Here is a 23,984-nt window from a genome sequence, read left to right on the forward strand (position 1 = left end):
CTCACGGGGTTAACTGTCTGAGGTGGCGACCAGGTGGATCCGTCGTCGCGGGTGCCGGACCTGCCCGTCGCGTTGTTGGCACTCTCATCTGCCGAGTGCCAGAGCCGAGACTATGACCGGGATTAGCACTCGGTCAAGCGGAGTGCCAATTGGCCGCGGCGCGGCGCCGGAAATCGGTGACTCGGGCGGGCCCCGGACGGACGGGACCCAGGGTCTGTCCGACCTTTCCCGTCGTCGCCCGGAGGGCGGCGTCGCGGCGTCAGGTGCGTGCTCTCGGAGTGCCGGGCGTGGGCCCCGGTACTGAACCCCGGGTCTGCGCCCGGTGCGGCGAGCGTGCGTGCACGGCGTCGCACCGCAGACGGGACTTTCGCAACACGCCCCTAGAGGTAGTCCTCCAGCCGCCCCACCGTCAGGCCGTTCTCCTGGACCTGCCGGAGCAGCCGGGTCGTGCGTTCGCGCAGGGTCAGGCCCGTGGCCTCGTCCGGGCCCACCAGGACGATGTCGCCGGGGCGCAGCCGTTTCTCGCCGTGGCGGTAGGCGATGCCGTCGGCCGTCATGGCCGCGCGCCACAGGACCACCGCCGTCACCCCGCAGGCGGCCGCCGCGCGCAGGGTGGTGGTGTCATAGGTGCCGTAGGGCGGGCGGAAGAGGCGGGGCCGGATGCCGAAACGGGATTTCAGCTTCTCCTGCTGGCCGCAGATCTCGGCGCGCTGGCCGGCGTAGGGCAGGCCGGGCATGGCCGGGTGGTCGAGGGTGTGGTTCTGGACGCTCGCGCCGACCTCCTGGAGGCGGGCGAAGTGGCCGTAGCCGGGGCCGACCACGCTGTCGGTGAGGAACATGCTCACCGGGAGCCGCAGTTCACGGACCATGTCGACGAACCGGGGGTCCTTCTCGGCGCCGTCGTCGTAGGTGAGGAAGACGACCTTGTCGCTGGTGCGGACGTGGTCGACTACCGGCGGACGGGCCGAGTGGAGGGCGAGCGGGTGCAGCGGGGGGTGCGGTGCCGGCAGGAGGGGCGCGGTCAGGCCCCAGCGGCGGTAGGGCTGTTCGCCGGCCGGGCCGTGCGGCCGTACCCGGTCCGCCGCCTTCTTGCCCAGCCGTTCGATCGGGTCGACGGACTGGGCGCAGCCCGCCAGGAGGAGGGCGGCGGTCAGCAGCGCGGCCGTCGCCCTCGGCCTGCTCACAGGTAGTCCTCCAGGCGCGCCACCGCATAACCCTCGCGGGTGACCTTGTTCAGGAAGCGGCGCATGTCGTCGACCATCGTGCCGTCCCAGTCGTCCGTGCCCCGGAAGTGCGTGAGCACGATGTCACCGGGGTGCAGGTCGCGGTCCCACTCGCGGTACTCCCAGTGGTCGACGAACACCTCCTCGTCCCAGATCGGCGCGTACTTGATGCCGCAGGACTTGGCGGCGCGCAGGGTGTCGCCGTTGTAGTTGCCGTAGGGCGGCCGGAAGACCGTCGGCGCCCTGCCGAACTGCTTCTTCATGATCGCCTGCATGCCGCAGATCTCGTCCCTCTGCTCCTCGTAGGAGAGTCCTGGCAGGTAGGGGTGGGTCAGGGTGTGGTTGTTGAGGGTGTGACCCTCGGACTGCATCGTGCGGAAGAAGCCGTAGTCGTCCTTGACGAGGTAGTTGCTGAGGAAGGCGGTGTAGGGGATCCGCAGGTCGTTCATCATGCGCAGGAACCGCGGGTCCTTGTTCGAGCCGTCGTCGATGGTGAGGAAGACGACCTTCTGCCGGGTCGGGATCGTGGTGAAGACCGGGGGCAGGTCGTCCTCCTCCTGTCCGTCCACCTCGAAGCCGTCCCGTGCGGTGATCCGCGGCTTCACCTTCGGCGGGGCCGGGGCCCGCAGCGGGACCGCGTCCAGGCCCCAGCGCCTGGCGGCGGCGGCCAGGGCGGCGTGGGAGTCGGGGGCGGCGGCGGGCCTGTGCGGCGGCTGCTGGCCGGCGGCGGGACGGGCGATGGAGCCGGTGTCCGGCCCCGCGCAGCCGGACACCAGGGCTGCCACGGCCAGCAGGCCCGCCACACCCACCGTCAACCCTTTTTTGTCATTTTGTACGACTACTCGCATGGTGTCGGATCCTTCCAGGACCTCCCCCGGAACCGGGTCCGACACCGCCGCCGGAGGCGAACCATCCACCGACTGGCCGACAATGACCCGGTGAACGACCTCCTCGCCCCCCTCCTGACCGCCGAGGGCCGTGCCCTCCTCGCCGAAGTGCGCGGCACCGCGGCCGCCGACGAACTCGCCGTGGCCACCCGCCTGCGCCGCGCGCACCCCGCCGAGCTGGTGTCGGCGGCGCTCGCCCAGGCCCGGCTGCGGCAGCGGGCGGCGGCGAAGTTCGGGGACGCGGACGCGGACCGCATGTTCTTCACGCCGAACGGGGTCGAGCAGTCGACGCGGGCGAGTGTCGCCTCGTACCGGGCCGAGCGGCTGCGGTCGCTGGGGGTGACCTCGGTCGCCGACCTGTGCTGCGGGATCGGGGGCGACGCGATCGCGCTCGCGCGGGCCGGGATCCGGGTGCTGGCCGTGGACCGGGACCCGCTGACAGCGGCCGCGGCGCGCGCGAACGCCGACGCACTGGGGCTCGCCGGCCTGATCGAGGTCCGGGAGGCGGACGTGACGGAGGTGGACACGGCCGGCTACGACGCCGTGTTCGTCGACCCGGCCCGGCGCGGCGGCCGCGGCCGCATCTTCGACCCGGAGGCCTACTCACCGCCGCTGTCCTGGGCCGTCGAGGCGGCCCGCCGGGCCGCGCGCACCGCCGCGCTGAAGATCGCCCCCGGCGTCCCGCACGAGGCGGTCCCGGCGGACGCCGAGGCGGAGTGGATCTCGGACGCGGGGGACGTGAAGGAGGCGGTGCTCTGGTTCGGGACGGCGCCCGGGACGGTCCGCGCCACCCTGCTGCCCGGCCCGCGCACACTTCCCGGCCGGGGCCTGCCCGATCCCCGGGTCCGTCCCGTGGGGCGGTACCTGTACGAACCCGACGGCGCCGTCATCCGCGCCCATCTGGTCGCCGAGGTGGCCGAGGAACTGGACGGCGGGCTCGTCGACCCGACGATCGCGTACATCACCGCCGACACGCTGCGCGCCACCGCCTGGGCGACGCCGTACGAGATCACCGACCGGCTCCCCTTCAACGTCAAGAAGCTGAAGGCGCTGCTGCGCGAGCGCGGGGTCGGCACGCTCACCGTGAAGAAGCGCGGCTCGGCCGTGGAGCCGGAGGAACTGCGCAGGAAGGTCAAGCCGCAGGGACCGAACGCGGCGACGGTGTTCCTGACCCGGGTGGCGGGAGCGCCGACCATGCTCGTCGGCGCCCCCGCGCGGCCGGCTACCGGTGCTGGGCCGTCCTGAGCGACGACGGGTTCCGGTCGGTCGCCCGGCCGGACCTGATGGCCGCCGGGACCGGGTCACCGGCGTCCGTGCGCAGCGACAAGGCGCGCGCGGCCGGGGCGACGCCGTTGTAGTACGGCCGGTACACGAAGTCGTTCCCGCCGGCGCTGATCGACGAGCCGGCCGTGTTGAGCGCGCCCAGCGTGACCGAGCCGGTGTCGCCGAAGGCGATCACGGCCTGGGTGCCGGCGGACTCGCGCAGCAGGTAGCTCTTGACCCCGTCGGAGAGCGCGGGCCGGGAGGTCCACAGCACGGGCCCGTAGACGTTCATCGCCGAGCCCGCGGAGACGCCGTCCCGCCAGGAGCCGGCGTAGGCGACGGCGACCTGGCCCGGCGTGGTCCACCAGAACTTGGCGACGGCCACCGACAGCGCCTCGCTGTCGGCGCCCGTGACCGGGTAGTAGTAGTACGTCGACGGCCACTTGGTCATCGACGCGTGGGTCAGCGCGTACTTGGCGTCCGCCCCGACCGTGATGACCATGGTCTTGGCCGGGTTGAGGCTGTTGAGGTACGACTTCACCGCCGAGGTCAGCGACTTGCCGCTGGTCAGGACCACGCCGCCGGTGCTGCCCGCGCCGTCGGCGCCGGCCGCGGCGGCCGCCGGGAGCGCCGCCTGGTAGTCGGTGCCGCTGGCCAGGAAGACGTACGTCGGGCTGGTCGTGACCGTCTTCGCGGCCTTGACCGAGGTGTCGTAGCGGTCGGTGCCGGAGATCCGCTTGGGGACGTAGCCGAGGGACTTCAGCTGCGTGGAGACGTTGGTGCTGAGGACCGAGGTCCCGCCGACCATCCACACGTTCGCGCCCTTCTTCAGGGTGCGCTGCAGCTCGTTCTTCACCGCCGTGGACAGCCCGGTCTTCACGGTCGTCAGCACCGGCCCCTGCCGCTTGCCGGCGAGTGCGGTGGCGGTGGGCGCGTCCGCCGAGTCGTCCTGGCCGAGCAGGACGGCGGACTTGGCGTCCAGCAGGCCCGGCTCGCTCTGGCCGACGGTGTTCCAGCTCCAGCGCGAGGAGGCGACGACCGTGCCGTTGGCGTCGGCGCCCCAGACCCGGGCGGTGGTGTTCTTGCGGACCGGCTGCCAGCTGGGGTTGCTGCCCTCCCAGGTGGTCGGGACCGGGGTGAACGCGCCGCTGCTCAGGTCGAGGTACTCGGTGCTGTGCGCGTCGCTGTCGTTCGGGTTGGTGTGGACGTCGTAGAGGATCCGGGTGCCGGTGGGCGACCAGGAAGGGTTGGAGTACGAGCGCGTGTCGTCGGTGAGCTGCTTGACGCCGGTGCCGTCCGCGTTCGCCGTGAAGAGCTGGGAGTCCCGGACGAAGGCCAGCTTGCTGCCGTCGGGCGAGAAGGCGGGCTGCCCGGCGTCGCCGAGTACGAGCTTGACCGTGTCCGCGACCGAGTCGTAGACGTAGACGCCCGGGTCGGCGGAGCAGGCGCCGTTGCGGCGCTCGAAGGCGACCCGGCCGGTGGAGTCGTCCACGGTCGGGTCGGAGTCGCAGGCGGTCGACGGCTCCTGGGCGGTCGACAGCAGCGGGCCGGGGGCCCAGGCGCCGTCGGAGGGACCGTAGGCGAGCTGGCCGCCGTCGGAGAACACGACGTAGCGGCCGTTCCAGCCGTAGGTCAGGTCCGTGTAGCCGACGTTGTCGTTCCGCATGCCCTTGGCCGGGGGCAGGGTGAGCTTGGTGGCGCCGCTGGTGCGCACGCTGCTGATCGTTTGGTACGAGCCGGTGACGAACCGGCTGCCGTCCGGCGCCCAGGCGCCGTAGAGGCCCGAGGCGACGGAGGAGACGGCGGTGGCCGTACCGGTGGCCGGGTCGATCAGCCGCGGTCCGTCGGTGAGGATCCTGCCCTCGGTTCCCGGCCAGGGCCCGGCGTCGTCGGCGACGGCACCCGGCGCGAGCGCCAGGGTGCCCGTCGCGGCCAGTACGGCCGCGGTCGCGAGCGCCGCCGCACGGCGGCGCGTGAACATTCTCAAGTTGTCGACCCCCCATGGTCTGAACAGCCCCCGCACGGGGGCCGGGTCACTGTATGTGCCAACTAGTTGCCATGGGAACGGAGTTGTGGGTGAACAGCTGTGTGCCAGAAGGTTACGGAGCGCACTCACGCGCCCTGGCGAGCAGCAGCTCCCGCTCCCGCTCGTTGCGGGCCAGCCCGGCGGCCCGTTCGAACTCCGCGCGGGCCTGGGCCGTACGCCCGAGGCGGGCCAGCAGGTCACCGCGCACGCTGGGCAGCAAGTGGTAGTCGCGCAGGGCGGGTTCGGCCGTCAGCGGGTCCACGATCGCCAGGGCCGCCGCCGGCCCGTCCGCCATCGACACGGCCACCGCCCGGTTCAGCTCGACGACCGGGGACGGGGACCGGACCGCCAGCAGGCCGTACAGGGTGGCGATGGACCGCCAGTCGGTCTCCTCGTAGGTGTACGCGTGCGCGTGGCAGGCCGCGATGGCCGCCTGCAGGGCGTACGGTCCCGGGGCGCCCGTCGCCGTGGCGTCCGCGCGGGCCAGGGCCCGGATGCCGCGGGCGATGAGCATGCGGTTCCAGCGGCGGCGGTTCTGGTCCCGGAGCAGGACCGGCTCGCCGTCCGGGCCGGTGCGGGCGGCCGTGCGGGAGGACTGGAACTCCAGGAGCGAGGTGAGGGCGTGCACCTCCGGCTCCTTCGGCATCAGCGAGGACAGCACGCGCGCCAGCCGCAGCGCGTCCTCGCACAGCGAGGGGCGCAGCCAGTCGTCGCCGGCCGTGGCCGCGTACCCCTCGTTGTGGATCAGGTAGATGACGTCGAGCACGGAGCCGAGCCGGGCCTCGCGGTCCGGGCCGCAGGGGACCTCGAAGGCGATGTTCCTGGTGGCCAGGGTGCGCTTGGCGCGGACGATGCGCTGAGCCACGGTCGGCTCGGGGACGAGGAAGGCGCGGGCGATCTCGGCCGTGCTCAGGCCGCCGAGGAGCCGGAGGGTGAGCGCGGTGCGGGCCTCCGGCGACAGCACCGGGTGGCAGGTGGTGAAGACCAGGCGGAGCAGGTCGTCGTCGATGTCGTCCGGGTCGGCGGGTTCCTCCGGCGGGGCGGCCGTCTCCGTCGCGCGGCCGATCTCCGCGAGCTTGCGGGCGTAGTTCTCCCGGCGCCGGACCAGATCGACGGCGCGGTGGCGGGCGGTGGCCGTGAGCCAGGCGCCCGGGTTGTCGGGCACCCCGTCCCGGGGCCACTGCTCCAGGGCGGCGACGAGGGCGTCCTGGGCCAGTTCCTCCGCGATGCCGACGTCCCGGACGATCCGGGCGACGACGGCGATCACGCGGGGCGACTCCAGGCGGTAGACGGTCTCGATGGCGTGCCGGGCCTCGGCGTCGACGGAGGGCTGTGTGCTCACAGCCCTCCATTCGACACCCCCGGGCGGCGGTACGCCAGGAGGATCAGCCCGCCGCGATCTCCCGCACCTCGCAGGTCACCGTCCAGAACTCCTCGTGCACCTTCAGGAACCGCTTGGTCCACTCCAGGGCTTCGGCCATGTCCTTGCACTGCATGATCGCGTAGCCGCCGACGACCTCCTTGGACTCCGTGAACGGCCCGTCGGTGACGGAGATCTTCCCGCCCTCCCAGTGCACCCGGGTGCCCTGGGCGGTCGGCGTGAGCCCCGCGGTGTCCAGCATCACGCCGGCCTTGGTGATCTCCTCGATCAGCTCGCCCATCCGCTGCATCAGCTCCTGGCTGGGGCCTTCGGCGGGGGCGGTGTTCTCGTCGATCTTCACGAGCGACAGGTAACGGGGCACGGTGACTCCTGGGATTCCGGTGCGGTGCGGGGCCTCTCCCCGCATCTCACCCTTGCGTCGAACGCGCCGGACCCGGATCGACACGCGCGCCGGAATCTCCCGAAGTTTTTTTCCGCGCCCCTGCGCGGGGGCCGCGGGGGCCTACCGCAGCGACTTCCAGAGGTCGCCGGCCTCGGGTTCGTCGGCGATCACCCGGTTGGGGTCGGACGGGGCCGTCACCACCGGCATCATCACCGTCCTGACGTGGTCCGAGGCCAGGCCCTTCAGGCTCTGGCCGAGACGCATCAGTTCGCTGAGCGAGTCCAGGCCCGTGTCGGTGGTGAGGCTTGCGGTGACCGCGTCGGCGACCTCGTAGAGCCTGGCCGGGTTGGTCAGCAGGCTGATCGAGGCCATCTGGTCCAGCAGGGCCTTGACCAGTTTCTGCTGGAGGCCGATCCGGCCGAGGTCGCTGCCGTCGCCTATGCCGTGCCGGGTGCGGGCGAGGGCCAGCGCCGTGGTGCCGTCGAGGTGATGGGTGCCCTTCTTCAGGTGCAGGTGGCTGTCGTCGTCGTCGATGTCCTGGTCGGTGGTCACGGTGACCCCGCCGAGCGCGTCGACCAGTTTCGCGAAGCCCGAGAAGTCGATCTCCAGGTAGTGGTCCATGCGGACGCCGGTGATCGACTCGACCGTCTTCACCGCGCACACCGCGCCGCCCACCGAGTAGGCGCTGTTGAACATCGCGCCGTGGGCGACGGACGTCGAACCGCCCGAGGAGAGCGGGCAGGAGGGGCGGGTGACCAGGGTGTCGCGCGGGATGCTGACGACCGTGGCCCCGGTGCGGCCCGCGTCGACATGGACGACCATCGCCGTGTCGGAGCGGGCGCCCGAACTGTCGCCGCCGCCGAGCTTCTGGTTCTCCTTGCCGCTGCGCGAGTCCGAGCCCAGCACCAGGATGTTGACCGAACCGGTGGGCAGCGGCGAGGCGGAGACGGACGCGGCGGCCGTCGGCGTGGACACCGCCTTGGCCGGGCGGTCGTCGCCGAGCGCGCTGTCGATGTCGACGCTCTTGATGTTGTCGTCGAGGTGCCAGTAGACCCACCCCGCGCCGGCGACGCCCAGCGTCATGACCCCCGCCAGCGTGAGGCCGACGATCCTCAGCCTTCTGGACCGCCGGCCCGCCCGTCTGCCCGCGCCGCCTTGCTCCTCGTGTCCCGTCACGGGACAGGAACGTAAGTCCGAATTATTAGGGGACTGTTAGCACGAGTACCGCAAGGACGTTTTTCTTCGGAAAATCTCACCCTTCTCAGACGTGGTTCAGCCCGGGGTGACGGCCGGCACGGGATTGCCGCCGCTCCAGGGCGCGTTGAACCCGAAGGTCGCCCAACCCCCGTCCGGCGCGGTCCCGTCACCGGAGGCGTTCGCGCAGGAGACGGCCACCCGACCCTGGAGACGCCCGCACCACCCGTCGACGCGTCACCTTCCGGCCAGGCCCGCCTCACCCGCTCGCGGGCGCCGCCGTGCTCGCCCGCACCACCAGGCTGGTCGCCAGCTCCACCCGGGTCGCCGTGGTGGCCTCCGCCGCGCGCCCCATCTCCAGCACCAGCCGCGCCGCCGCCTCGGCCATCTCGGTGAGCGGCTGCCGTACGGTCGTCAGCGGCGGCCCCACCCAGCGGGCCACCGGCAGATCGTCGAAGCCGACGATGCTCACGTCCTCGGGGATCCGCAGTCCCAGCTCGCGCGCGGCCTCGTACAGCCCGAGCGCCTGGAGGTCGTTGCCGGTGAAGACGGCGGTGGGCCGGTCGGGCATGCGCAGCAGCTCCAGACCCAGCCGGTAGCCGGCGTCGTGGTGGAAGTCCCCGGCCTTGACCAGGCGCTGGTCGACGGGGAGCCCGGCGGTCTCCAGCGCGGCCCGGTATCCGTCCACCCGGGCCCGGCTGCACATCATCCGGGAGGGGCCGCTGATCGCCCCGATACGCCGGTGACCCAGCTCGACCAGGTGCCGGGTGGCGGCGAGGCCGCCCTGCCAGTTGGTGGCCCCGATGGACGGCACGTCCGGCCCCGGGTCCCCCGCCGGGTCCATCACCACGAACGGGATCGACCGGCTCAGCAGCAGCGCGCGCTGCGACTCGTCCAGCTCCGACAGCACCAGCACCACCCCGTGCGGCCGCCGCGCCGCCACCTGGTCGGCCCAGGTCCGCCCGGGGGTGAGCCGCCCGGCGCTCTCGCTGAGCACCACGCTCAGCCCGGCGTCCCGGGCCACGTTCTCCACCCCCCGGATGACCTCCATCGCCCAGGCGCTCTCCAGTTCGTGGAAGACCAGGTCGATGAGCGGCGACCGGGAGGCCTCGGCGCGCCGCCGCCGATAGCCGTAGGCACGCAGCAGCTCCTCGACCCGGGTACGGGTCGCCGGAGCGACGTCCGCGCGCCCGTTCAGGACCTTCGAAACAGTCGGAGCGGAGACACCGGCCTCACGGGCGATGTCAGCAAGCGTCGCCGTCTGCGTTTCTGCGGGCTTCGGAGGCGTCATGCCCGCGATCGTAACCCTGCACTCCCCCCTTGACGAAGACCCGCGCAGGCCAGGGATTCCCGGAACATTCGGCGCGATTTCCGAAACATTCGCCTAGGGCGTTTCCACTCCGGCCGACTCGAACCGCCAGCGGTGCACCGGCCGCTCCACCAGGTCGCCCGGCGGGTCGGGGAGTTCGGGCAGCCCCTGGTCGTCGTACGACGCCTGCCACCACGTGACGACCAGGACCCGGTCCTGCGGTGCCCGGAAGCTCTCCCGGCGCAGCGGAGCCTTCGCAAGGTCCCGTTGCCGTGCCCAGGCCAGCAGTTCCGGGCCCCGCCCCGCCACCGCCCGCGCCTCCCACATCAACGCGACCGTCACGTGTACAGGTTCTCCCTGCTGACCTCGTGCACGTGGTCGTGGTGGTGACGGCCCGGCACGTGCGGGTCCGTCACCGGCAGGGAGCTGTCCGCCGAGAGGTCCCAGCTCGACGCGGCCCGGTTGCGCGCCACCATCTCGGCGCCGAGCGCCGCCACCATCGCGCCGTTGTCCGTGCACAGCTTCGGGCGGGGCACGCGCAGCCGGATACCGGCCGCCTCGCAGCGCTCCTGCGCGAGCGCGCGCAGCCGGGAGTTGGCGGCGACCCCGCCGCCGATCATCAGGTGGTCGACGCCCTCGTCGCGGCAGGCCCGGACGGCCTTGCGGGTCAGGACGTCCACAACCGCCTCCTGGAAGGACGCGGACACGTCGCGGACCGGCACGTCCTCGCCGGCCGCCCGCCTGGCCTCGATCCAGCGGGCCACCGCCGTCTTGAGACCGGAGAAGGAGAAGTCGTACGCCGGGTCGCGCGGACCGGTGAGACCGCGCGGGAAGGCGATGGCCGCCGGGTCCCCCTCCTTCGCGTACCGGTCGATGACCGGACCGCCGGGGAAGCCCAGGTTCAGCACCCGGGCGATCTTGTCGAAGGCCTCGCCGGCCGCGTCGTCGATGGTGGCGCCGAGCGGCCGCACGTCGGAGGTGATGTCCGAGGAGAGGAGGAGCGAGGAGTGCCCGCCGGAGACCAGCAGGGCCATCGTCGGCTCCGGCAGCGGACCGTGCTCCAGCTGGTCGACGCAGATGTGGGAGGCGAGGTGGTTCACGCCGTACAGCGGCTTGCCCAGCGCGTACGCGTAGGCCTTCGCCGCGGAGACGCCGACGAGCAGCGCCCCGGCCAGGCCGGGGCCGGCCGTGACCGCGATGCCGTCCAGGTCCCGCGCGCTCACGCCCGCGTCCTTCAGCGCGCGCTCGATGGTCGGGACCATCGCCTCCAGGTGCGCCCGGGACGCCACCTCGGGCACCACGCCGCCGAAGCGGGCGTGCTCGTCGACGGACGAGGCGACGGCGTCGGCGAGCAGGGTGGTCCCCCGGACGATGCCGACGCCGGTCTCGTCGCAGGAGGTCTCGATCCCCAGAACCAGGGGTTCGTCAGCCATTGATCTCGGTTCCTTGTCCGGAAGTGGGTCCGTCGGCGGGGCCGCTGCCCGGTTTCGTCGTCAGGCGCATCACCAGGGCGTCCACGTTGCCCGGCTGGTAGTAGCCGCGTCTGAACCCGATGGCCTCGAAGCCGTACCGCTCGTAGAGCTTCTGCGCGCGGGTGTTGTCGACCCGGCACTCCAGCATGACCTCGGCGCACTCGAAGGCGGTCGCGGCCCGCAGCAGCTCGGTGAGGAGCTGTCCGCCCAGGCCGGTGCCCCAGTGGTCGCGGGCGACCGCGATGGTCTGGACGTCGCCGAGTTCGCCCTGGGCCGCCAGCCCGGCGTACCCGACGACCTGGTCGTCCGTCAGGGCGACCACATAGCGCCGGGTCGCCGCCGGGCCTCTCGCGTGCGCCAGTTCGGACCAGAACATTCCCCGCGACCAGGCGTCCTCGGGGAACAGGCCCTTCTCCAGCTCCAGGACCCGGTCGATGTCCCACCAGCGCATCTCGCGCAACTGTGCGGTCACTTCGGGGTGACCACCTTGTAGTTCCTGGGCACCTGGGCGTCCGGGCGGCGCAGGTACAGCGGCCGGGGCGCGGGCAGTTCCTCGCCCGCGGCCAGCCGTTCGACCGCGAGCGAGGCGAGGGCGGCGGCGGAGACGTGCTCGGGTTCGTGCACGACCGGGAAGGTGTCGGGGTAGAGCATCGCCCCCGCACCCACCGCGGGCAGTCCCGCGACCCGCTCGGCGATGTCGGCGGGCCGGTCGACGGCCGGGTCCGTGAGCCGGGTGCGCGAGTCGGCGTACGTCGCCCAGTAGACCTCTTTGCGGCGGGCGTCGGTGGCCACGACGAACGGGCCCTTCTCGATGTCGGCCGCGTAGGCGAGCGCGTCGAGCGTGCACAGGCCGTGCACGGGCACGCCCAGCGCGAGTCCGAAGGTGTCCGCGGTCATCAGACCGACCCGCAGACCGGTGTAGGGACCGGGACCGATGCCTGTGACGATCCCGGTGACGGCGTCCAGCTTGACCCCTGCCTCGGCGAGGACGCGGTCGACGGCCGGCAGCAGCAGCTCGCCGTGCCGGCGCGCGTCCACCTGGCTCGACGAGGCGATGACGGCCGCACCGTCGTGCAGCGCGACGGTGACGGCGGGGGTGGCGGTATCCAGAGCGAGCAAGAGCACGCGAACAGCCTACGGCTCCGGCGCCGCGAGCACGGCCGTCAGGGGCGGACCGTCACTGGCTGCTACGGTCTGTACGAAGTACGACATATACGGCGAGTCAGAGGTGGCGCACGTGGCAGGGACCAGCTCGGCAATCGTGGCCGGCCTCACCGCGGCGGCCGTCGGGGCGGTCGGACTCCTCGCCTACCAGGCCTCGGCCGCCGTTCCGCCCGGTCTCGGCGACAGGTCCACGTCGAGCCCCGCCCCCGGGGCACCGGCCGCGAAGGCGCCCCGGGACCAGCGCCATCCCACCGCCCTGCCGAACAGCTCCGGCACGGGTGAACGGGTGGTGTACTCGGTGGACGACGACCGGGTCTGGCTCGTCAGCGAGCGCAACCGGGTCGAGCGCACCTTCACGGTGAAGCCCGGCACGATCGACCCGCCCGTGGGCGCCTACTGGGTGACGTCCCGCTCCAAGGCGGTCACGGGCACGGACGGACTCCCCATCGAACACGTGGTCCGCTTCGCCACCACGAAGGACGGTTCGGCGATCGGTTTCAGCGCGGCCACCGGCACCGGCCCGACGGAGCCCCCGGACCCCACGGTCAGGACGGGCGGCATCCGCGAGACCCGCCGGGACGGCGACGCGATGTGGATCTTCGCGACCATCGGCGTCAAGGTCATGGTGATCCGCTAGTTCTCACCGGGGCCGCGAGGAGCGGCCCCGCAGGGGGCGCCGGGGGTACCCCGGCCATGAGGCTCGGAGGAACCGCGCGCCCGGCCCCCGCGCAGCCGCACCGACCCGCCGGCGGCCGGCCCCCCGCCTACGCGGCCCGGGTGCGCCGCTCGGCCGGCCGCGCGGGCGGCTCCGGCACTCTCGGCGGCCTCGACACCGCGTCAGCGGCCGCACAGGACGCCAGCAGCTCGCGCATGGAGACTCCGGCGGCCGCGGACGGCTGCCGTTCCGGGGGCTGGGACGCGGGCATGGACGCCTCCTGAGCTGCGGGGGCGGATGAAGTTAGGTACACCTAACCACGGGCTGGGTTCCATGTGACCACGCCCGCGTCACGAAACGCAATATCTTGCCGACGCCTCGTCGGAATGTTCACCCGCCGCTCAGACGGACAGTGTCCCCAGGTCCGCCGAGGCCCACCGCTCCCCGAGCCCCGTCAGGGTCACGTGCCGTACCTCGTCCGTGGTGTCCCCGACGGCCCGGTGGATCTGCACGACGAGCCGGTCCTCGGTCAGCTCCTCGACCTTGCCCTCGCCCCACTCCACGACGATCACCGACTCGGGCAGCGAGACGTCGAGGTCCAGGTCCTCCATCTCGTCGAGGCCGCCGCCCAGGCGGTACGCGTCGACGTGGACGAGCGGCGGCCCGTCCCCGAGGGACGGATGGACGCGGGCGATCACGAAGGTCGGGGAGGTGACGGCCCCGCGCACGCCGAGCCCCTCGCCCAGTCCGCGGGTCAGCGTGGTCTTGCCCGCGCCGAGTTCCCCACTGAGCATCACGAGGTCACCGGCGCGCAGCAATGCGGCCAGCCGGCGCCCCAGCTCCCCCATCCGCCCGGGAGAGTCGACGATCAACTCCGTGCCGTTGCCGGCCGCGGCCCCGGCCGGGGCGTCAGCCTGGCCGTGCCGTGCTGCTGGTGCTTCCATAGCCACTTACCGTAGCCCCTGCCGGCACGGCACCCGCGCGGGTGAGCAGGTCGGCGAGGCGGTCGGTGACCACTTCCGGGTGTTCCAGCATGACCAGGTGCCCGGCGTCCGGGACCAGCACCAGCTCGGCGTCGGGCAGCAGATCGGCGATGACCTCGCTGTGCTCGCTGGGGGTGACGAGGTCCTGCACCCCGGCCAGCACCAGCACCGGCAGATCCTGGAAGTAGGCGAGCGCCGCGGTCTTGTCGTGGTCGGTGAACGCCGGATAGAACTCGGCGACCACGTCGATCGGGGTCGACTCGATCATGCGCTCGGCGAACCGCTCGATGGCCGGGTCGACCTCCCGGGAGGCGAACGAGTACCGCTTGATGATCCCGGCGAACAGCTCGGCGGTGGCCCGCCGCCCCTTCTCCACCAGGGCCGCCTGGGTACCCAGCGCCTTCAGCACTCCGGGGAGCACCCGGCGCAGCGCGTTGACGCCGGCGACCGGCAGCCCGAAGTTGACCTCGCCGAGCCGCCCGGACGAGGTACCGACGAACGCGGTGGCGACGACCCGGTCGCGGACCAGTTCGGGGCAGTGCGCGGCGAGTGCCATCACCGTCATGCCGCCCATCGAGTGCCCGACCAGCACGATCGGCCCCTCGGGGACGGCCGCGTCGAGGACGGCCTTCAGGTCCCGGCCGAGCTGGTCGATGGTGAGCGCGGTACCGCTCTCGTGCTGGGCGACGCCCCGCCCGGAGCGGCCGTGGCTGCGCTGGTCCCAGTGCACGGTGCGGACGACTCCGCGCAGGGCCGCCCGCTGGAAGTGCCAGGAGTCCTGGTTGAGGCAGTAGCCGTGGCTGAAGACGACGGTGACGGGGGCGGGGGCCTTGCGGCCGAAGAGCCTGCGGCGGCGCGGGGAGACGGCCGGGCCGAGGTCGGGCTCCACCTCGTCCACCTCGTAGTACAGCTCGGTGCCGTCGTCGGAGGTCGCCTTGCCGGGCGTGCCGCGCAGGGTGCCGTACGGTCCCGCGGAGTCCAGCGCCAGCCGGGCCCTGCGCCGCATCCCGCGGCCGACGGTCATCCGCTCCACCGCGACCCCCGCCGCCGCACCGGCGGCGAGCACCCCTATGGCGGCCCCGGCGATACCGGTGACCTTGAGCCAGGTCCCGTCCGCCCCCGTGGCGGAAGCGACGGCCGCCGCGGCGTCGGCTACGGCCTCCGCACTGCTCTCGCTCACGTACTGCTCCTCTTCGCCGTACTGCAGTTCGCTCGTTAGGTGAAACGGGTGACACCGACGAGATGACTGCTGAGTCCGTTGCTGCTGGTACAGGTGTAACCGGGTTCCGGTGCCGCCGAACCCCTGAGGTCAGTTCCCGTCCCCTGGTTCCTGCCCACTCGGTTCCCCGTTCACGTAGACGCGGGGAACCCGGGTTCCGATGCGGGTGACGATTTCGTAGGCGATCGTGCCCGCGGCCTGGGCCCAGTCCTCGGCGGTGGGCTCGCCCCGGTCGCCCGGACCGAACAGCACGGCCTCGGAGCCGACCGGGGGCTCGTCGCCGCCGAGGTCGACGACGAACTGGTCCATGGCGACGCGCCCGGCGACCGTGCGCCACTTGCCGCCGACCAGCACCGGTCCGGTGCCGGAGGCGTGGCGCGGGATGCCGTCCGCGTAGCCGACGGGGACCAGCCCGAGGGTGGTCTCCCCGGGGGTGAGGTAGCGGTGGCCGTAGCTCACGCCGTGGCCGCCCGGGACGTGCTTCACCAGGGCGAGCGAGGCGGAGAGGGTCATCACCGGACGCAGCCCGAAGTCGGCCGCGCTGCCCATCTCGGGGCTCGGTGAGATGCCGTAGACGGCGATGCCCGTGCGGACCAGGTCGAAGTGGGAGTCGGGGAGGGTGAGGGTGGCCGGCGAGTTGGCGATGTGCCGCACCTCGGGGCGCGCGCCCCGCTCCTCGGCGTGGGCGAGCATCTCGCGGAACAGGGCGAGCTGCGCGGCGACGGAGGGGTGGCCGGGCTCGTCGGCGCAGGCGAAGTGCGACCAGAGCCCCGTGATCCGGACCAGCCCGGCCGTCTCCGCGCGCAGCGCCTCGCCGACCAGCCCGGGCCAGTCCCGGGGCTGGCAGCCGTTGCGCCCGAGCCCGGTGTCGGCCTTGAGCTGCACGCGCGCGGGGCGGCCGGCGGCCCGGGCGGCCGCGACGACCTCGCGCAGCGCCCACATCCCGCTCACCGACACGTCGAGGTCGGCCTCGATGGCCTCCCGCCACGGCCCGCCGGGGGTCCACAGCCAGCACATGATCCGCACGTCCGCGGGCAGCCCGGGGTCCGCGCGCAGCGCCAGGGCCTCCTCGGGGGTGGCCGTGCCGAGCCAGCCGGCGCCGGCCCGGACGGCCTCGCGGGCACACCGGACGGCTCCGTGGCCGTACGCGTCGGACTTCATCACGGCCATCAGGGCCGCGCCCGGCGCGAGGGCGCGCAGGGTCCGCACGTTGGCCCGCAGGGCGGCCAGATCGATCTCGGCGCGGGCGCGCAGGGGCGCGGTCGGTGCAGTAGCTGTCTCACTCATCGCGCCCCCAGTGTCTCAGAGGCCTCTGTCAGCCCTCCGGCACAGGCCCTGGTACGGGCCCCGGTCCTCCTCGGGTACCCGGCGGGCACCGGGTCAGGTGCCCGTCCGGTGCCCCCACACGTACACCTTGTCGCCCTTCTTCAGCACGCCCCACAGCTTCTTGGCGTCGCCGAGCTTGAGGTTCACGCAGCCCCACGAGCCGACGGTGGTGTAGAGGGAACCGTAGACGGCGTGGAATGCCTGGCCGCCGTCGAAGAACTGGGCGTACGGCATGGGCGAGTTGTACAGGGTCGACCAGTGGTTCTTGTGCCGCCAGTAGACGGTGTGCAACCCGGCGCGGGTCGCATGCCCCTTCCGCCCGCTCCTCATCTGCACCGGCCCGAAGACCACCTTGCCGGCCTTCTGCACCCAGGTGACCTGCCGATTGAGATCGACGCAGGCGACCCGGTACGACTTCACGGGGCAGTTCTTCCTGGCGTTCGGGTTCTTCTTGGCCGAGAGGAAGTTCATCTGGTACCAGGTCACGGGTCCCGCGAAGCCGGTGGCCGGCTTGATCTTGTGCGACTTCTGGAACTTCTGGATCTCCTTGCAGTCGGAGGCGGACTGCTTGCCGTCCGCCTTCAGCTTCAGCCACTGCTCGACCTGCCGCTGGTACGGCCCGGTCAGCTTGGAGCAGCTCACCTTGGCGACGGCGTCGCTGAGCGGCACGTACTCCACGAGGTCGTAGATCCCGGGTGGCGCCGCCTTGGGCTCGACGGCGTCCTCCTCGGCGCTGGGCCGGTACACCTTCGGCGCCAGCATCTGGTCGGGGGTGTCGACCTGCCAGGGCCGCCCGGGGCCGGGCGGGACCCCGGGCACCAGGTCCGACTCGGCCACGGCGGTGGGCGGTTGGTGCGCGGTGTCCGCGGCCACGCTCCCGGCCCCGAGGCAGATCACCACCGCGGCGGCGACCAGGACCCCCGCGACCCCACGCGCATGACGGACCCGGCATCGCGTGATTCGTCCATTAATCATGTGATCAGACAACCCTGCACGCCCGTGAATCCGGGGGAGCCGCGCGGCCGGGTCACCCGAGGGAGGGAGCGGGACGCGCCCCGTCAGGGGCGCGGGGACTGCGCGAACGGCCCCCACCGGGCCGCACCCGAAACACGACGCCGCGGCCTACCGCACTACCGGCCCACCGGCCTACCGCCCCCGGAACCCGGACGGGAACACGCCCCTCCACGCCGCTCCCAGCTCGTCCGCCACCGCGTGCGCGACCGTCGGCGCCCCCTCCGCCGCGAACCGCCCCGCGAGCCCGTGCAGATACGCCGCCGCACTCCCCGCGTCCCGCCCGTCGAGACCGGACGCCAGCAACGACCCCGCCAGTCCCGACAGCACGTCCCCGCTCCCCGCGGTGGCCAGCCACGGCGTCCCCGTCGCGTTCACCCGGACGGCCGCGACCCCGTCGCCCGGCGCCGCCACCAGCGTCGTCGCCCCCTTCAGCAGCACCGTCGCCCGGTAGGCCGCCGCCAGTTCCCGTACCGCCGCGAGCCTGCCGGCCTCGACCTCCTCCCGCCCCACCCCCAGCAGCGCCGCCGCCTCCCCGGCGTGCGGAGTCATCAGCGTGGGCGCCCTGCGAGCGCGCACCGCGTCCCGGTCGACGAGCCGCAGCCCGTCCGCGTCGACCAGCACCGGAACGTCCGCCTCCAGCACCTCGGCGACGGCGTCGGCGTCGTCGCCCACCCCCGGTCCCGCCACCCACGCCTGCACCCGCCCGGCCTTGCGCGGCCCCCCGTCCGACACCAGCGTCTCGGGAAAGCGCGCCAGCACCTCGTCGCCGGCGGGCCCGACGTACCGGACGGCCCCGGCCCCGCCCCGCAGCGCCCCCGCGACGGCGAGCACCGCGGCCCCGGGATAGCGGGCCGACCCGGCCACGATTCCCACCACGCCCCGCCGGTACTTGTCGCTCTCCGCTCCCGGCGTCGGCAGCAGCCGCGCCACGTCCACGTCCTGCAACGCCTCCAGCTCGGCCTCGGCGGGCAGTTCGAGCCCGATGTCGACCAGCCGCACCGAACCCGCGTACTGCCGGGCCGGATCGACCAGCAGCCCCGGCTTGTGCGTCCCGAAGGTGACGGTCAGGTCCGCCCGTACCGCCGTTCCCCGTACCTCTCCGCTGTCCGCCTCCACCCCGCTGGGCAGGTCCACGGCGACCACGGCGGCCCGCGACCGTTCCACCACGGCGGCCAGCGCGGCCGCCTCGGGCCGCAGCCCGCCCGTCCCGCCGATCCCCACGATCCCGTCCACGACGAGATCGCACCGCAGGATCAACTCCTCGGCGTCTGCCGCCAGTACGGTCCTGCCGCCGGCCCGGCGCAGCGCCGCGAGACCACCCGCGTGGGTGCGCTCCGGCGCGAGCAGCACGGCCACGACCCCCGCCCCTCTCCCGGCCAGCCGCGCGCCGGCGTACAGCGCGTCGCCGCCGTTGTCACCGCTGCCGACCAGCAGGACCACCCGGCTGCCGTACACCCGTCCGAGCAGGTCGGCGCAGGCGGCGGCCAGCCCGGCGGCGGCCCGCTGCATCAGCGCCCCTTCCGGCAGCCGCGCCATCAACTCCCGCTCGGCCGCCCGTACCGTCTCCACGCTGTAAGCAGTGCGCATGCCCCGAGTCTCCCCCGGAACCGCCGGGGCGCGCATCCGCCCGCCCCGTCCGGGTCACCCCTCCGCGATCACCACCGCCGACGCCACCCCGGCGTCATGGCTGAGCGACACGTGCCAGGACCGCACCCCGAGTTCCGCCGCGCACGCGGCCACGCTCCCCTTGACCTGCAACCGCGGCCGCCCGTTGTCCTCCACGTACACCTCCGCGTCCGTCCAGAGCAGTCCCGGCGGCGCGCCCAGCGCCTTGGCCAGCGCCTCCTTGGCCGCGAACCGGGCCGCGAGCGAGGCGATACCGCGCCGTTCCCCGCTCGGCAGCAGCAACTCCCCCTCCACGAAGAGCCGGGCGGCCAGCCCGGGAGTCCGCTCCAGCGACTCCCGGAACCGGTCGATCTCGGCGACGTCGATCCCTACCCCGATGATGCTCACCCGGGCACCCTACGATCCGCCCGCCCACCGCAAGCCGGTCCGGCCGTCCCGCTCACTCCACCGTCACCGACTTCGCCAGGTTGCGGGGCTGGTCGACCTCGTTGCCGCGGGCCGTGGCGAGTTCGCAGGCGAAGACCTGGAGCGGGACCGTGGCGACGAGGGGCTGGAGCAGGGTGGGGGTGGCCGGGATGCGGATCAGGTGGTCGGCGTAGGGGACCACCGCCTCGTCCCCCTCCTCCGCGATCACGATCGTGCGCGCGCCCCGGGCCCGGATCTCCTGGATGTTGGAGACGATCTTGTCGTAGAGGACGGACCGGCCGCGCGGCGACGGTACGACCACCACCACCGGCAGGTCCTCCTCGATCAGCGCGATCGGACCGTGCTTCAGTTCGCCCGCCGCGAAGCCCTCGGCGTGCATGTACGCCAGTTCCTTGAGCTTGAGGGCGCCTTCGAGGGCGACCGGGTAGCCGACGTGCCGGCCGAGGAACAGCACCGTCTTCTTGTCGGCGAGGGAGCGCGCGAGCGCCCGTACCGGCTCCATGGTCTCCAGGACCCGCTCGACCTCGCCGGAGATGTGCGAGAGGTCCCGGATCACGGCGCTCACCTCGTCGCCCCACTTGGTGCCCCGCACCTGGCCCAGGTAGAGGGCGACCAGGTAGCAGGCCACCAGCTGGGTGAGGAACGCCTTGGTCGAGGCGACCGCGACCTCGGGACCGGCGTGGGTGTAGAGCACCGCGTCGGACTCGCGCGGGATCGTCGAGCCGTTGGTGTTGCAGATGGCGAGGACCTTCGAGCCCTGTTCCCGCGCGTGCCGCAGCGCCATCAGGGTGTCCATGGTCTCGCCGGACTGCGAGATGGCGATGACCAGGCTCCGGGAGTCCAGGATCGGGTCCCGGTACCGGAACTCGCTGGCCAGTTCCACCTCGCACGGGATGCGCGTCCAGTGCTCGATGGCGTACTTGGCGATCAGGCCTGCGTGGAAGGCCGTACCGCAGGCGACGATCACGACCTTGTCCACCTCGCGCAGCTCGGCGGCGCCGATCCGGACCTCGTCCAGGGTCAGCGACCCCATCGCGTCGATGCGGCCCAGGAGGGTGTCGGCGACCGCCTTGGGCTGCTCGGCGATCTCCTTGAGCATGAAGTAGTCGTAACCGCCCTTCTCCGCCGCCGACGCGTCCCAGTCGACGTGGTACGAACGGACGTCCGCCGGGGCGCCGTCGAAGCCGGTCACCGTCACGCCGTCCCGGCGCAGCTCCACCACCTGGTCCTGGCCCAGCTCGATCGCCGACCGGGTGTGGGCGATGAACGCTGCGACGTCCGAGGCGAGGAAGGCCTCGCCCGCTCCGACGCCCACCACCAGGGGGGAGTTCCGGCGCGCGCCCACCACCACGTCCGGGTCGTCGGCGTGCACCGCGACCAGCGTGAACGCGCCCTCCAGGCGCCGGCACACCAGCCGCATCGCCTCCGCGAGATCGGTCGTGCCGGAGAACTCCTCCGCCAGCAGGTGCGCGACCACCTCGGTGTCCGTCTCGGAGGCCAGGTCGTGCCCGCGCTCCGCCAACTCGCCACGCAGCGCGGCGAAGTTCTCGATGATCCCGTTGTGGACGACGGCGACCCGGCCCGCGTTGTCGAGGTGCGGATGCGCGTTGGCGTCCGTCGGTCCGCCGTGCGTGGCCCAGCGGGTGTGCCCGATCCCGGTCGCCCCGCTCGGCAGCGGTCGCTCCGTCAGTTCCTTCTCCAGGTTGACCAGCTTCCCGGCTTTCTTCGCCGAGGCCAGTCCGCCGTCGGCGAGCACGGCGACGCCCGCGGAGTCGTACCCGCGGTACTCCAGCCTCTTCAGCCCGGCGACCACCACATCGAGCGCCGACTGCGCCCCCACGTATCCCACGATTCCGCACATGAGCGGCAGCCTAAGCGCCGCCCCCCGCTCGAACACGGCTCAGCATGCCCGAAATCGGAAATCATCCCGCCGTTCCCCGCGGTGCATCGGCTGCCCGGCACGGTCGCCCGGCGCCTACCACGGCCCGTGTCCGACCGGTTCGCGACCGCCCGGGAGGAAGCGATGACGAAGCTCGTGCCGCTCCCGGCCGGCGGGCCGGGAGCGGATTACAACTGGTTCGCCGCGTCCGCCCTCTTCGACGAGGTGGCCGACTTCGGGCTCCGGCATGTGACGGACGGGCGGAGCGTGATCTCGCGGCCGACGCCGCGTCGGGCCACCTGTTCCTCGCAGAGCTGCCCGAGCCCGACCGGACGAATGTCCTGACCGCGCTGCGTGACGTGTGCCCCGCTCATGTCGACGCCGAGATCGATCCGTCGCGGGTGACCGCCAGGATGGACGACCCGCAGATCTCCGCCGCGCGGGCCGGGTCGCGCTGCGCACCCGGCAGGCACGTGACCGACCCCACCCCCCACCCCGTTCAAACTCCGTTAACAATGGAACGTGATCTCTCCGGTCTCCCCGATGCCCCGGAGCGCCCACCGGCACAGGCCGGAGGCGACTCCCTACGTCGACCTCACCCGTTCCGAGTGGAGCGCGCTGCGGGACAAGACTCCGCTGCCGCTCACCGCCGAGGAGGTCGAGAAGCTGCGTGGCCTCGGCGACGTCATCGACCTCGACGAGGTGCGGGACATCTACCTCCCGCTGTCCCGCCTGCTCAACCTGTACGTCGGCGCCACCGACGGGCTCAGAGGCGCCCTGAACACCTTTCTCGGTGAGCAGGGGTCCCAGTCCGGCACCCCGTTCGTCATAGGCGTGGCCGGCTCGGTCGCCGTCGGGAAGTCGACCGTGGCCCGGCTCCTGCAGGCGCTGCTCTCGCGCTGGCCCGAGCATCCGCGCGTCGAGCTGGTGACGACGGACGGTTTCCTGCTCCCCACCCACGAGCTCGAGGCCCGCGGCCTGATGGCCCGCAAGGGTTTCCCCGAGTCGTACGACCGCCGGGCCCTGACCCGTTTCGTCGCCGACATCAAGGCCGGCAAGGACGAGGTCACCGCCCCCGTCTACTCGCACCTCATCTACGACATCGTCCCGGACCGCAAGCTCACCGTCCGCCGCCCGGACATCCTGATCGTCGAAGGGCTCAACGTCCTCCAGCCCGCCCTCCCCGGCAAGGACGGCCGCACCCGGGTCGGCCTCGCCGACTACTTCGACTTCAGCGTGTACGTCGACGCGAGCGTCGAGGACATCGAGACCTGGTACCTCAATCGCTTCCGCAAGCTGCGCGCGACCGCCTTCCAGAACCCGGACTCGTACTTCAGGAAGTACACCCAGGTCTCCGAGGAGGAGGCGGTCGACTACGCCCGCGGCCTGTGGCGCACCATCAACAAGCCCAACCTGGTGGAGAACATCGCACCCACCCGCGGCCGCGCCACCCTGGTCGTCCGCAAGGGCCCGGACCACAAGGTGCAGCGGCTGAGGCTCCGCAAGCTCTGACGGGATCCGGCCTGTTAGAAAGGCTTCATGCTGCATCTGCGCCTGATCACCCCCGCGGACCGCACGGACGACGTGGTCCGGCTGATCGAGAAGACGGTCGGCACCGCCCACCTCGTGGTCCTGCCGGGTGCCGCCCGCGACCCCGCCGGGGACGTCGTGATGTGCGACGTCGCCCGTGAGGCGGGCGACGAACTGATCCGCGCGCTCAAGGTGTTGGACCTCGACCGTACGGGCTCGATATCCGTCGAGGACATCGACCTGAGCCTGTCGCACCGGGCGGACGAGGCCGAGGCGCAGGCGCCGGGCGAGGGTGCGGACGCCGTGCTGTGGGAGGGACTGACGGAGGCGACCCACGAGGAGTCGACCCTGTCGGTCACCTACATCGCCTTCATCACCCTGGCGACGATGATCGCGGCCTGCGGTGTCGTCCTGGACAACGCGATCCTGATCGTGGGCGCGATGGCGGTGGGCCCCGAGTTCGGCCCGCTGGCCGGCATCTGCACGGCGCTGGTCCGGCGCCGCCCCCGCCTGGCGGTGCGCTCCCTCACCGCGCTGCTCGCCGGCTTCGCGGTGGCGATACTGGTGACGGTCGGCTTCACCTACCTCATGGACGGCCTCGGCCTGTTCACGAAGGTGCAGCTGGAGGCGGAGCGCCCGAACACCAACTTCATCTACCGCCCCGACGCGTTCTCCTTCGTCGTGGCGGTACTGGCCGGCATCGCCGGGATACTCTCCCTGACCTCGGCGAAGTCGGGCGCCCTGGTGGGCGTGGCGATCTCGGTGACGACGGTCCCGGCGGCCGCGAACGCGGCGGTGGCCTTCGCCTTCACCGAGTACCGCCAGGCCTGGGGTTCGACGGAGCAACTGCTGCTGAACCTGCTGGGCATCGCGCTGGCCGGAACGTCGACGCTGGTCGCCCAGAAGCTGCTCTGGAAACGCGAACGCCCACCAGCCTAGGGGCGCCGCGCCGTGACAGGTGCGGCGTCGCGGCCTGCGCGCGACCGGCGACGGCGAACCCGCGGTCCGCGACGGGCGTCCCCCGC

General features: G+C 72.7%; 24 protein-coding genes. 6 read left to right on the forward strand and 18 right to left on the reverse strand.

Annotation, left to right across the window (positions count from 1 at the left end; all coding sequences use genetic code 11):
- Window positions 1-380 precede the first annotated feature (380 nt).
- Together ACZ4O3_RS30600 and ACZ4O3_RS30605 are read right to left on the reverse strand one after the other, a co-directional pair.
- On the reverse strand, window positions 381-1,184 hold the full coding sequence (locus ACZ4O3_RS30600) for a polysaccharide deacetylase family protein (protein WP_362717639.1): 804 nt from the start codon (window positions 1,182-1,184) through the stop codon (window positions 381-383).
- Window positions 1,181-2,071, reverse strand: coding sequence for a polysaccharide deacetylase family protein (locus ACZ4O3_RS30605; RefSeq protein ID WP_384989445.1), 891 nt, complete (start codon window positions 2,069-2,071; stop codon window positions 1,181-1,183). The genes ACZ4O3_RS30600 and ACZ4O3_RS30605 overlap by 4 nt, the downstream gene beginning before the upstream one ends.
- A 90-nt stretch (window positions 2,072-2,161) precedes the next feature.
- Here ACZ4O3_RS30605 and ACZ4O3_RS30610 point away from each other — a divergent pair, with 90 nt between their 5' ends.
- Window positions 2,162-3,355, forward strand: a complete 1,194-nt coding sequence (locus ACZ4O3_RS30610) for a class I SAM-dependent methyltransferase (RefSeq protein ID WP_467725303.1) — start codon at window positions 2,162-2,164, stop codon at window positions 3,353-3,355.
- Here ACZ4O3_RS30610 and ACZ4O3_RS30615 read toward each other — a convergent pair.
- From ACZ4O3_RS30615 to tsaB, 9 genes are all read right to left on the reverse strand, one after another.
- Window positions 3,333-5,354 carry a cell wall-binding repeat-containing protein gene (locus ACZ4O3_RS30615; protein WP_467725305.1) on the reverse strand — a complete coding sequence of 674 codons (2,022 nt, stop codon included), beginning with the start codon at window positions 5,352-5,354 and terminating at the stop codon, window positions 3,333-3,335. The genes ACZ4O3_RS30610 and ACZ4O3_RS30615 overlap by 23 nt on opposite strands.
- Before the next feature lie 118 nt (window positions 5,355-5,472).
- The gene (locus tag ACZ4O3_RS30620; RefSeq protein WP_362717218.1) at window positions 5,473-6,741 is read right to left on the reverse strand and encodes an RNA polymerase sigma factor; all 1,269 of its coding nucleotides are present in this window, start codon (window positions 6,739-6,741) and stop codon (window positions 5,473-5,475) included.
- Window positions 6,742-6,784: 43 nt separating this feature from the next.
- Complete coding sequence (locus tag ACZ4O3_RS30625) at window positions 6,785-7,141, reverse strand: YciI family protein (protein WP_362717215.1); 357 nt, start codon at window positions 7,139-7,141, stop codon at window positions 6,785-6,787.
- Between the two features lie 141 nt (window positions 7,142-7,282).
- Window positions 7,283-8,338, reverse strand: a complete 1,056-nt coding sequence (locus tag ACZ4O3_RS30630) for an LCP family protein (protein WP_362717212.1) — start codon at window positions 8,336-8,338, stop codon at window positions 7,283-7,285.
- Window positions 8,339-8,615: 277 nt separating this feature from the next.
- The gene (locus ACZ4O3_RS30635) at window positions 8,616-9,647 is read right to left on the reverse strand and encodes a LacI family DNA-binding transcriptional regulator (RefSeq protein ID WP_362717210.1); all 1,032 of its coding nucleotides are present in this window, start codon (window positions 9,645-9,647) and stop codon (window positions 8,616-8,618) included.
- Between the two features lie 93 nt (window positions 9,648-9,740).
- Entirely contained in the window at window positions 9,741-10,007 is a 267-nt protein-coding gene (locus ACZ4O3_RS30640) for a hypothetical protein (RefSeq protein WP_362717208.1), read from the reverse strand.
- The gene (gene tsaD / locus ACZ4O3_RS30645) at window positions 10,004-11,098 is read right to left on the reverse strand and encodes a tRNA (adenosine(37)-N6)-threonylcarbamoyltransferase complex transferase subunit TsaD (RefSeq protein WP_384989455.1); all 1,095 of its coding nucleotides are present in this window, start codon (window positions 11,096-11,098) and stop codon (window positions 10,004-10,006) included. The genes ACZ4O3_RS30640 and tsaD overlap by 4 nt, the downstream gene beginning before the upstream one ends.
- Window positions 11,091-11,588 (reverse strand): ribosomal protein S18-alanine N-acetyltransferase, encoded by a 498-nt coding sequence (gene rimI / locus ACZ4O3_RS30650; protein ID WP_362717227.1) that lies wholly within the window; start codon window positions 11,586-11,588, stop codon window positions 11,091-11,093. Before rimI ends, tsaD begins: the two co-directional genes overlap by 8 nt.
- A 17-nt stretch (window positions 11,589-11,605) precedes the next feature.
- Window positions 11,606-12,262 (reverse strand): tRNA (adenosine(37)-N6)-threonylcarbamoyltransferase complex dimerization subunit type 1 TsaB, encoded by a 657-nt coding sequence (tsaB, locus tag ACZ4O3_RS30655; protein ID WP_384989457.1) that lies wholly within the window; start codon window positions 12,260-12,262, stop codon window positions 11,606-11,608.
- 112 nt (window positions 12,263-12,374) lie between these two features.
- Here tsaB and ACZ4O3_RS30660 point away from each other — a divergent pair, with 112 nt between their 5' ends.
- Together ACZ4O3_RS30660 and ACZ4O3_RS30665 are read left to right on the forward strand one after the other, a co-directional pair.
- Window positions 12,375-12,938 carry a hypothetical protein gene (locus ACZ4O3_RS30660; RefSeq protein ID WP_362717200.1) on the forward strand — a complete coding sequence of 188 codons (564 nt, stop codon included), beginning with the start codon at window positions 12,375-12,377 and terminating at the stop codon, window positions 12,936-12,938.
- A gap of 56 nt (window positions 12,939-12,994) precedes the next feature.
- Entirely contained in the window at window positions 12,995-13,240 is a 246-nt protein-coding gene (locus ACZ4O3_RS30665) for a hypothetical protein (RefSeq protein ID WP_467725308.1), read from the forward strand.
- A gap of 117 nt (window positions 13,241-13,357) precedes the next feature.
- Here the strand turns inward: ACZ4O3_RS30665 and tsaE are convergent, their stop codons facing one another.
- The 7 genes from tsaE to glmS all read right to left on the reverse strand — a co-directional run bounded on the left by tsaE (window position 13,358) and on the right by glmS (window position 21,411).
- Entirely contained in the window at window positions 13,358-13,900 is a 543-nt protein-coding gene (tsaE, locus tag ACZ4O3_RS30670; protein ID WP_362717194.1) for a tRNA (adenosine(37)-N6)-threonylcarbamoyltransferase complex ATPase subunit type 1 TsaE, read from the reverse strand.
- Window positions 13,866-15,119, reverse strand: a complete 1,254-nt coding sequence (locus ACZ4O3_RS30675; RefSeq protein ID WP_362717192.1) for an alpha/beta fold hydrolase — start codon at window positions 15,117-15,119, stop codon at window positions 13,866-13,868. Before ACZ4O3_RS30675 ends, tsaE begins: the two co-directional genes overlap by 35 nt.
- A gap of 129 nt (window positions 15,120-15,248) precedes the next feature.
- Window positions 15,249-16,445 (reverse strand): alanine racemase, encoded by a 1,197-nt coding sequence (gene alr / locus ACZ4O3_RS30680; RefSeq protein ID WP_467725309.1) that lies wholly within the window; start codon window positions 16,443-16,445, stop codon window positions 15,249-15,251.
- 93 nt (window positions 16,446-16,538) lie between these two features.
- A complete protein-coding gene (locus ACZ4O3_RS30685; protein WP_362730878.1) occupies window positions 16,539-17,459 on the reverse strand; it encodes a L,D-transpeptidase in 921 nt (306 codons plus the stop codon).
- 171 nt (window positions 17,460-17,630) lie between these two features.
- Entirely contained in the window at window positions 17,631-19,085 is a 1,455-nt protein-coding gene (locus tag ACZ4O3_RS30690) for an NAD(P)H-hydrate dehydratase (protein WP_467725310.1), read from the reverse strand.
- A gap of 54 nt (window positions 19,086-19,139) precedes the next feature.
- Window positions 19,140-19,511 (reverse strand): holo-ACP synthase, encoded by a 372-nt coding sequence (locus ACZ4O3_RS30695; RefSeq protein ID WP_362716504.1) that lies wholly within the window; start codon window positions 19,509-19,511, stop codon window positions 19,140-19,142.
- Between the two features lie 52 nt (window positions 19,512-19,563).
- Window positions 19,564-21,411 carry a glutamine--fructose-6-phosphate transaminase (isomerizing) gene (glmS, locus tag ACZ4O3_RS30700; protein WP_362716507.1) on the reverse strand — a complete coding sequence of 616 codons (1,848 nt, stop codon included), beginning with the start codon at window positions 21,409-21,411 and terminating at the stop codon, window positions 19,564-19,566.
- A gap of 162 nt (window positions 21,412-21,573) precedes the next feature.
- On the opposite strand from glmS, the gene ACZ4O3_RS30705 reads away from it, so the two are divergent.
- From ACZ4O3_RS30705 to ACZ4O3_RS30715, 3 genes are all read left to right on the forward strand, one after another.
- On the forward strand, window positions 21,574-21,774 hold the full coding sequence (locus ACZ4O3_RS30705) for a hypothetical protein (RefSeq protein WP_362716510.1): 201 nt from the start codon (window positions 21,574-21,576) through the stop codon (window positions 21,772-21,774).
- A gap of 198 nt (window positions 21,775-21,972) precedes the next feature.
- Entirely contained in the window at window positions 21,973-22,941 is a 969-nt protein-coding gene (coaA, locus tag ACZ4O3_RS30710) for a type I pantothenate kinase (RefSeq protein WP_362716535.1), read from the forward strand.
- A 27-nt stretch (window positions 22,942-22,968) separates the two neighbouring features.
- Window positions 22,969-23,898 (forward strand): DUF389 domain-containing protein, encoded by a 930-nt coding sequence (locus ACZ4O3_RS30715; protein ID WP_362716513.1) that lies wholly within the window; start codon window positions 22,969-22,971, stop codon window positions 23,896-23,898.
- Window positions 23,899-23,984: the final 86 nt, after the last annotated feature.

It is taken from the genome of Streptomyces sp. NPDC026515, from assembly GCF_055567595.1.